Consider the following 7,686-nt stretch of genomic DNA (forward strand, 5'->3'; position numbering starts at 1 on the left):
AGGGATATGCCGGCAATAAAGGAAGAAGTACAACGAATCGAAAAATGTTTCCACTGTGGAGACAAAATCGAAGAAACAGGTTACCGTCTCGATGATCATGATTTTTGCTGCCTCGGATGCCAAACAGTATATCAGGTTTTGCAGGATGGGGGGATGCAACAGTACTACCGCTATAACCAGCATCCGGGGAAATCCAATAAAGAAAAACAAGCGGATTTTTCGTACTTGGATGAACCACAGATTGCTGCTAAATTAGTTGATTTTAAGGATGATAAAATGACTATCATTACTTTTTATATTCCCGCTATCCATTGTAGCTCATGTATTTGGCTATTGGAAAACCTCTATAAGCTAAATCCAAATGTGCTGCAGTCCCGTGTGGACTTTATGAAAAAACAGGCCAGTATTACCTTTAATCATACGTTACTTCCTCTGAAAGATTTAGTTTACCTCTTAGTGAACATCGGCTATGATCCAAAAATTACTTTGCAGGATGTCGTTAAAGAGGGGAATATGAATAACCTGAATCCCTTGGTTGCTAAGATTGCAGTAGCCGGATTCTGTTTTGGAAATTCGATGTTATTTAGTTTCCCGGACTACTTCGGTATGGGGGCATTTGAAAAGCAATATGCGAATTTTTTCGGTTATATCAATTTAGCTTTTGGGTTGCCGGTTTTGTTGTATTGTGCTTCAGATTACTTTAAGTCTGCCTATGTCAGTTTGAAACAAAAAAGATTAAACCTGGATGTTCCGTTGGCCTTGGGAATATTGGTTCTGTTTCTACGTTCGGCCTTTGAGGTGATGACCCAGACAGGAGCCGGTTTTACAGATACTTTGTGTAGTTTGGTGTTCTTTATTCTGATCGGAAAGTGGGTACAGCAACGCACTTATTACCACATTTCTTTTGAAAGGGATTATCGGAGCTATTTCCCCGTTGCGGTAACTGTGCTTACTGAAAATGGGGACAAGCCCGTACAATTGGCGGATATTCGTACCGGCGACCGTATCCTCGTACGCAACAATGAGATTATTCCGGCAGACGCCATAATATTAAAAGGCGATGCAGCAATTGACTTTAGTTTTGTAACCGGCGAATCAAGTCCTGTGAGTAAAACCTTAGGGGAAATTATTTATGCTGGGGGACGTCAGACAGGGGAGGCAATCGAACTGGAGGTCATAAAGCCGATTTCACAGTCGTATCTGACCAAATTATGGAATAATGAAAATTATAAAGATTATGATAAGCACTTTCAGACTTTTGTAAACTTTATAAGTAAATATTTTACTGTTGTTTTATTGGCGATCGCTTTCTTTGCAGCGCTTTATTGGGCTATGAATGGAAGTGCTAATCGGGCCTGGGGAGCTTTTACGGCAGTGCTGATTATTGCGTGCCCTTGCGCATTGGCGTTGAGCTCTCCATTCACCCTATCTGCGGCATTAAGTATTTTCGACCGAAATAAATTTTATGTTAAAAATACCGCTGCAATCGAACAGATGGCCACAATAGATACACTCGTTTTCGACAAAACAGGGACTATTTCTTCGCCCAAAGCAACTTCTATTTATTTTGAGGGAGCACTTACAACGAATGAAAAAAAGCTGCTCAATGCAACATGTCGAAATTCTAGTCATCCGTTAAGCCGTGAGATCGTGAAATGGCTGAATGTATCATCGGATATTCCGATGACAAACTTCAAAGAGTTTCCCGGAAAAGGAATGACGGCCGAGCTTGCAGGGCAGGTGGTTAAGATCGGTAGCGCCAATTTTTTGAATATAGGAAACATCAAGACCGACGGATCCGTCGTATTCGTACGCATCGGTGATGAACTGAAAGGATATTTTACCATGGAACAGGCATGGAGAACTGGCTTGTCGGCATTGATCGAAGATTTCAAAGCTCGTTACGACCTTCATCTGATATCGGGAGATAATGACCGGCGTCTGGATGCACTAAAATTGATTTTTCCCTCAGCGGCCTGCTTGATGTTTAACCAGTCGCCAATGGAAAAACTGGGGCGCATTCAGAAATTTCAGCAGGAAGGAAAACATGTCTGTATGATCGGTGATGGATTGAATGACGCCGGAGCATTGCGTAAAGCTGATTTGGGAATTGCAGTAAGTGATGATATCAATAACTTTTCGCCTGGATGTGATGCTATTCTTGATGGTGAGTCATTTTCAAAATTATCCGATTTCTTTGCTTTCAGCAAAGATGCTGTAAAGGTAATCCATATGAGCTTTGGGATATCCTTGCTCTATAATATAATCGGGCTGAGTTTTGCCATTCAGGGGATTATGTCGCCCTTATTTGCCGCAATCTTGATGCCGATAAGTACTGTTACGATCATCTCTTTTACCAGCTTAATGACAAGATGGTATGCAAAACGTCATAAACTATAGTTGTTATGGAAATCATGTACATTCTAATCGGTTGTAGTGTCCTATTGGCATTGGTATTTTTATGCGCTTTTTTCTGGGCGAATAAATCGGGGCAGCACGACGATACTTATACCCCTTCGGTAAGAATTCTGTTTGATGATGAAATAACAGAAGAAGAGGGAAAATAGATTAGTGTTAACTAAAACGTTATCGTAATTAAATCAATTACTTTTTTTTGTAATTAAGGTTATTATCAATAAAATTGGGGATAAATACCAATTTGAAATAGAAATACATGAGTAATAACCCATTTTCATTAAAAGATAAGGTTGTCGTTATCACAGGAGGTACGGGAATTCTAGGTGAGGCATTTGTGGAAGCACTGGCTGAAGCAGAGGCCAAAGTTGCTATTCTTGGACGTAACCAGCAGATCGGAGCTGAGCGTGTGCAGCAGGTGGAATCCCTTGGTGGGGAGGCCATGTTCGTAGAAGTAGATATCATGGACGAACAGGATATCAGCAGAGCAAAGGATGAAATCCTCGATAAATGGGGGCGAATAGACGGTCTGGTGAATGCTGTAGGCGGAAATATCCCAGGTGCAACAATAGGAGCTGATCAAGATCTGTTTGCAAGTAATATTCAGGATACCATCAAAGCGATCGAGCTGAACCTTTATGGAACAATTATTCCTACACATATTATTGGTCGTGTAATAGCGGAAAGCGGAAAGGGAGTAATCGTAAATATTTCTTCCCTGACTGCGAGCAGGCCCTTCACAAGGGTATTAGGATATACGGTGGCTAAACACGGTATTGATGGCTATACAAAGTGGATGGCAACGGAACTTGCGCAGCGTTACGGTGACCAAGTTCGCGTCAATGCAATTGCTCCGGGTGTCTTCCTGACCAAACAAAACAAAAATCTATTAATAAACTCCGACGGTAGCTATAGTGAAAGAACCAAGCGGATACTCAGCGGAACACCTTATAATCGTTTGGGAGATCCGCGGGAATTGAAAGGGACTTTGATCTATTTGTTGAGTGATGCCTCAGCATTTGTAACCGGAGAGACGGTTTTTGTGGATGGTGGCTTTAATGCATGGTGTGGCGTTTAACGAAATTTTGAGATGAATAAATTAGAACAAACATGGCGTTGGTATGGTCCCAACGATCCGGTATCCTTACAGGATGTTAAACAGGCTGGTGCAACGGGTATCGTGACGGCACTACATCATATTCCCCATGGGGAAGTTTGGCCTCTGGCCGATATTCAGGAACGAAAACGTATTATTGAAGATGCGGGCTTAGTTTGGTCGGTGGTGGAGAGCGTGACGGTTCATGAAGAAATTAAAACAAAAGGACCGAAAGTTGATGAGTATATCGCTAAGTATAACCAGACACTAGCTAATCTTGCGGAATGCGGTATTAAAACAATCTGTTACAATTTTATGCCAGTACTGGATTGGACTAGAACGCAACTGGATTTGGTGATGGCAGATGGCTCAAAGGCTCTTTATTTTGACTGGATTGACCTGGCGCTTTTTGATATTTTTATTTTAAAAAGAGTCTCCGCTGAAAAGGATTATACAGAAGATATTGTAAAAAGAGCAACAGCGCGCTTCGATGAAATATCTGAACAACAAAAAGATAGCTTGTCCAATGTTGTGTTGATGGGGATTCCGGGAGAAAAAAGTGTGGAATTGGATGCTTTAAAAGCTAGCATTGATACCTATAAACATATTGGAAGGGATGGCTTACGTAGAAATCTGGTCTACTTTTTAAACGGAATTTCTGCCGTATGCGAAGCCAATGGCATCCATATGACCATCCATCCGGACGATCCGCCATATCCGATTCTGGGTTTGCCTCGTATAGCGAGCAATGGAGAGGATTTAAACTATATATTGAACGAAGTACCTCAACAATTCAATGGTATTTGTTTTTGTACGGGTTCTTTAGGGGCCAGCCAGACCAATGATTTACCGGCGATATTAGAGCAGGTGAAGGCGCGGGTAAACTTTGTCCATTTGCGGAATGTTAAGAAAGATGCCATTGGTAGTTTCTATGAAGCAGACCATCTGGATGGGGATGTGAATATGTATAAGATTATGCAAATTTTAGTTGCGGAGAACCAATTGAGATCTACAGCAATACCTTTTAGACCGGATCATGGACATCAGATGCTGGATGATCTTCATAAAGTGACAAATCCCGGCTATTCTGCTATCGGTCGCTTAAGAGGTTTAGCCGAATTACGGGGATTGGAATATGGAATTGCCGGTGAGTAACCTATGATAATAATCATGGTAATTAATTTTGTCGGTGATAAGATCATAATATAAAAAAATACAGTCAGGAGATAATAGCACAAGCGATATTTTCCGACTGTATTTTTTTCTTTTCCCTCAACGTAAAAGGGAAGGGTTATAATGAAGATTTTCTTACAATAAGTTGTGTCGGAAGTTCAATGGTTTCAAATTCGTGAATTGGTCTTGTCTGATTGATGGTGTCAATCAATTTTTTGGTTGCTATTTCTCCAATTTCAGTTGCGGGTTGCACGACTGTTGACAATGCAGGATTTAATGACGCTGCGATTTGGGTATTGGAGAATCCAATGACAGCGACTTGAGCCGGAACTTCTATCTGAAGTTCTGCCAGAATTCCCAATGTTCTTGTTGTGATAATATCCGTTGCACCAAAAATTGCATCGATATTTTTGTGATCAAGATATTCCTTGATGATAATTTCTTTTATTGTATTGTCCAAATCAACCACGCTGTTAAAACTACATTCAATGTAGTGATTTTCATTAAAAGGAATGCCTGCATCGGAGAGGGCGGCTTTGAAACCATTTAAACGTTCGACTGCAACCCCTAGGTTTTTCCCCGTAATATGTAATATATTTCGTTTTCCTTGTTGAATTAGATGCTGGGTAGCATTGTATGCTCCCTGGAAGTTATTGACCCCTACCTTGAATGTATCCAATTTGTGGTTGATGCGGTCAAAGATGACAACGGGTATTTTAGCTTTAATAAGATCTTTAAGTTCTTCAATATTTGATCCAGAAGATACGGGAGCGATCATTAGCCCGTCTATACCACGCATTCTTAATACGTCTATGCAATTTTTTTCGATACGTTCATCCTCCCTGCTTTGCATGAATATAATATCGTAGATGGTTTGTTGGGAGGCGATCTGGATTCCATCGAGAATCTGTGACACGAAGGTATTGCTGATATTGGAAACAATAACTCCAATGGTATTTGATTTTCCAATTTTTAAACTCCTTGCTAATTTATTGGGATGGAAATTATGTTTCTTGGCATAATCCTGAACCAATTTTTTCGTTGCTTCACTGATTTCGTAGCTGTCTGATAACGCTTTGGAAACGGTGGAAACAGAAATGTTGAGTTCTAAAGCTATATCTTTCAGGGTAGTTCTGCTCATCACGTTGGAGGTTATTATGAGAAGATAAATCTACATAAAAAAATATACAAACAAACTTTTTTTGATAATTATCCAAGATTTATGTTGTAACAATAATGTAGTCCGCTTTATAGCATTTTTATGTTTAACAAGTGCAATTTTTGAGTGTTTTTACTTCAAAAAACTACGTTTCTATCCAATGACTTGGTGTTTGATCTATTTTGGTGTTCTTTCGGCGCCGATTCGAGATCCCCTCGAGATCCCCTTGGGATGGGCTCGGGCTTAAAGGAGTAGGAGCGCAGATGTTAGCATGGTTCAACTGGGCTGCTACTGCTGTTCTAGCGAGTTAGGCTCGGATTCACTACGGATATATGCCACCACTAGCCTCATAGTCTGGTCATTAGCAAGACTGGTTTATACCTAACCCATCTCTATTATTTACCTATACAAACAGCAGACAATGAGGGAAAAGGTAGGTAAACGTAGAGAAAAGCAGGGAAGATAGCAAGAAGGTAAGAAAAAATCCCCGGAAAAAGGATGTTTTTGGCTGCAGAGATACCTGGTCTGGTATTTTTTAAAGATAAGTCCAATATTAAAGTAGTAGTAACTTACTATTAAGTTAGGAATTAGTTAGGTATTCATTAGCTTTTACCTAAAGAATACCTAAACTAAACCTAAACAAAACCTAAGTAAACCCTAACTAAACATTGGATCTTTATCGGCATTGTTGTTGCTGCTTCTGCCTTGTTTTTCTATGGCCCAAGCGGACTGCCGGGCTGCGGTTTGTATGCCTGCCCATGATTCGGTCTCCCTGACCGGGGTGATCCGGCTCATTGGGAGTTTTCCGGTTCTGGTCTTTTGCCTATCCGGCCGGGGTGCGCTCTAGTTCCCCTGGAGGTCTACTGTTATCTAATCCCAGACCTTGCATCGCTGGCTTTTCCGATCGACCGTCTCCGCACCTGTGCTCGATTCCCTTTTCTTTTCCACGGCATCCGCCGCGCCTGAGTTCCGATTTCCGTTCCGGAAAGGACCCGAAATCCTCCGTCCGGGCATCAGGATACTGTAAATAAGGGTAAACCCATGCCCATATGGTTGTTTTTGCATTGCCATGTCCTTTCTCCGGTACACGATTCTCCATTTTTAGGCTTCCTGTACCCTGTTCTGCAAAAACAATCCGTCAAGTTTCCAGCGAGTTAGGGGTAAAATGAAATAAATAAGAACAAAAGGCTTGGAAGTTTGTTAATAAACTCCCTATCTTTGCACCACTCCGCAAGGGAGGAACGGTTGCTTCGAAAGAAGGAATCCTGAAAAAAGAAGGGTTTAACGGGAGTTAGGCGCAGAAACCGGGAAAAGAAAAAGAAAAAAAACTTCAAAAGTTTTTTGGAAGTTCGGAAAAGATTTTTACCTTTGCAGTCCCAACGGAAACGGAGGGAAAACAAAAAAGATAAAGACGGGCCTGGTGCCCATCGGAATATAGCGGATACGGAAGTTGAAGCGCAGAAGTTCTTTAAGAAAACACAATCATGTAAGCGTGACGAGTAGGAGACGAAAGTCATGAACAAATTCAAGAATTGGTTCAATTCGGTCCAAGATCAGAGATATAAAAAAAGAATTCTGATTATGTAAATAGTTGGAATCAAAAACTTCATTTTACAATGGAGAGTTTGATCCTGGCTCAGGATGAACGCTAGCGGCAGGCCTAATACATGCAAGTCGGACGGGATCCATCGGAGAGCTTGCTCAAAGATGGTGAGAGTGGCGCACGGGTGCGTAACGCGTGAGCAACCTACCTCTATCAGGGGGATAGCCTCTCGAAAGAGAGATTAACACCGCATAATATAACTATTCGGCATCGTCTGGTTATTAAATATTTATAGGATAG

Annotated in this window: 7 protein-coding genes and 1 rRNA gene; 5 read left to right on the top strand and 3 right to left on the bottom strand. The window is 41.2% G+C overall.

What is annotated here, in order from left to right; all coding sequences use genetic code 11:
• Positions 1–6 precede the first annotated feature (6 nt).
• The 4 genes from DCO56_RS21575 to uxuA all read left to right on the top strand — a co-directional run bounded on the left by DCO56_RS21575 (position 7) and on the right by uxuA (position 4,666).
• Positions 7–2,400 (top strand): heavy metal translocating P-type ATPase, encoded by a 2,394-nt coding sequence (locus tag DCO56_RS21575; RefSeq protein ID WP_108635806.1) that lies wholly within the window; start codon positions 7–9, stop codon positions 2,398–2,400.
• Positions 2,401–2,405: 5 nt separating this feature from the next.
• Positions 2,406–2,567 carry a cbb3-type cytochrome oxidase assembly protein CcoS gene (gene ccoS, locus DCO56_RS21580; RefSeq protein WP_108635807.1) on the top strand — a complete coding sequence of 54 codons (162 nt, stop codon included), beginning with the start codon at positions 2,406–2,408 and terminating at the stop codon, positions 2,565–2,567.
• A 107-nt stretch (positions 2,568–2,674) separates the two neighbouring features.
• Positions 2,675–3,493, top strand: coding sequence for an SDR family oxidoreductase (locus DCO56_RS21585; protein WP_108635808.1), 819 nt, complete (start codon positions 2,675–2,677; stop codon positions 3,491–3,493).
• A 12-nt stretch (positions 3,494–3,505) separates the two neighbouring features.
• The gene (gene uxuA / locus DCO56_RS21590) at positions 3,506–4,666 is read left to right on the top strand and encodes a mannonate dehydratase (RefSeq protein WP_108635809.1); all 1,161 of its coding nucleotides are present in this window, start codon (positions 3,506–3,508) and stop codon (positions 4,664–4,666) included.
• A gap of 136 nt (positions 4,667–4,802) precedes the next feature.
• On the opposite strand, the gene DCO56_RS21595 is transcribed toward uxuA, so the two are convergent.
• The 3 genes from DCO56_RS21595 to DCO56_RS21600 form a co-directional block, all read right to left on the bottom strand.
• On the bottom strand, positions 4,803–5,825 hold the full coding sequence (locus DCO56_RS21595) for a LacI family DNA-binding transcriptional regulator (protein ID WP_108635810.1): 1,023 nt from the start codon (positions 5,823–5,825) through the stop codon (positions 4,803–4,805).
• A 675-nt stretch (positions 5,826–6,500) separates the two neighbouring features.
• On the bottom strand, positions 6,501–6,638 hold the full coding sequence (locus DCO56_RS29360) for a hypothetical protein (RefSeq protein WP_181390638.1): 138 nt from the start codon (positions 6,636–6,638) through the stop codon (positions 6,501–6,503).
• Between the two features lie 28 nt (positions 6,639–6,666).
• Complete coding sequence (locus DCO56_RS21600; RefSeq protein ID WP_108635811.1) at positions 6,667–6,942, bottom strand: hypothetical protein; 276 nt, start codon at positions 6,940–6,942, stop codon at positions 6,667–6,669.
• A 514-nt stretch (positions 6,943–7,456) separates the two neighbouring features.
• On the opposite strand from DCO56_RS21600, the gene DCO56_RS21605 reads away from it, so the two are divergent.
• Positions 7,457–7,686: ribosomal RNA gene (locus DCO56_RS21605) — 16S ribosomal RNA — on the top strand; the annotation flags it as partial.

The organism is Sphingobacterium athyrii, assembly GCF_003071065.1.
Taxonomy (GTDB): Bacteria; Bacteroidota; Bacteroidia; order Sphingobacteriales; family Sphingobacteriaceae; genus Sphingobacterium; species Sphingobacterium athyrii.

Excerpts from the sequence above, each read along its gene's own strand:
- uxuA (WP_108635809.1), top strand. The coding sequence starts at position 3,506 with ATGAATAAATTAGAACAAACATGGCGTTGGTATGGTCCCAACGATCCG.
- DCO56_RS21600 (WP_108635811.1), bottom strand. The coding sequence starts at position 6,942 with ATGGAGAATCGTGTACCGGAGAAAGGACATGGCAATGCAAAAACAACC.
- DCO56_RS21575 (WP_108635806.1), top strand. The coding sequence starts at position 7 with ATGCCGGCAATAAAGGAAGAAGTACAACGAATCGAAAAATGTTTCCAC.
- ccoS (WP_108635807.1), top strand. The coding sequence starts at position 2,406 with ATGGAAATCATGTACATTCTAATCGGTTGTAGTGTCCTATTGGCATTG.
- DCO56_RS21585 (WP_108635808.1), top strand. The coding sequence starts at position 2,675 with ATGAGTAATAACCCATTTTCATTAAAAGATAAGGTTGTCGTTATCACA.
- DCO56_RS21595 (WP_108635810.1), bottom strand. The coding sequence starts at position 5,825 with ATGAGCAGAACTACCCTGAAAGATATAGCTTTAGAACTCAACATTTCT.
- DCO56_RS29360 (WP_181390638.1), bottom strand. The coding sequence starts at position 6,638 with ATGAGCCGGATCACCCCGGTCAGGGAGACCGAATCATGGGCAGGCATA.